Source organism: Fictibacillus arsenicus (genome assembly GCF_001999465.1).
Classification (GTDB): domain Bacteria; phylum Bacillota; class Bacilli; order Bacillales; family Fictibacillaceae; genus Fictibacillus; species Fictibacillus arsenicus.
Genome location: NZ_MQMF01000064.1, coordinates 1 through 762, shown reverse-complemented (window position 1 = coordinate 762; position 762 = coordinate 1). Strand labels below are relative to the sequence as shown.

Annotated in this window: 1 protein-coding gene; it reads left to right on the top strand. The window is 69.2% G+C overall.

Annotated features, from left to right (window positions below; genetic code table 11):
* On the top strand, window positions 1-762 hold a 762-nt coding region (locus tag UN64_RS21830; protein ID WP_171978995.1), incomplete at both ends, for an ATP-dependent helicase.

Sequence of the window (762 nt, the reverse complement as noted above, 5' to 3'; positions counted from 1 at the left end):
ACTACACGGCCCGCCTGCGCCAGGCCAACGCCCTGGACTTCGACGACCTGATCGGCATGACGGTCCACATGTTCGAGGCGTTCCCGCGCGTGCTGGACAACTACCGCCGCCGGTTCCGCCACGTCCTCGTGGACGAGTACCAGGACACCAACCACGCCCAGTACCGCCTGATCCGGCTCCTCTCCGGCCCGGCGGATGACCCCGAAGGCGTGGAGACCCCCGGCGGCGAGCTGACGGTCGTCGGCGACTCGGACCAGTCCATCTACGCGTTCCGCGGCGCGGACATCCGCAACATCGTCGAGTTCGAGCAGGACTTCACGGACGCCGCCACCATCAAGCTCGAGCAGAACTACCGCTCCACACAGACCATCCTGGACGCCGCCAACGCGGTGATCGAGCGCAACCCGGACCGCCGTCCCAAGCGCCTGTGGACGGCCGAGGGGGAGGGCCCGGCGATCGTCGGCTACGCCGCGGAGAACGAGTCCGCCGAGGCGGAGTGGATCGCCACCACCATCGACCGGCTGCAGGACGAGGACGGGATCCGCCCGGCCGACGTCGCCGTGTTCTACCGGACCAACGCGCAGTCCCGTGCGCTCGAGGAGCGGCTGGTGACGCGCGGCATCCCGTACCGCGTCATCGGCGGCACGCGCTTCTACGACCGCAAGGAGATCAAGGACGCGCTCGCCTACCTGCGGGTGATCGTCAACCCCGACGACGACGTCAACGTGCGCCGCATCCTCAACGAGCCCAAGCGGGGCATCG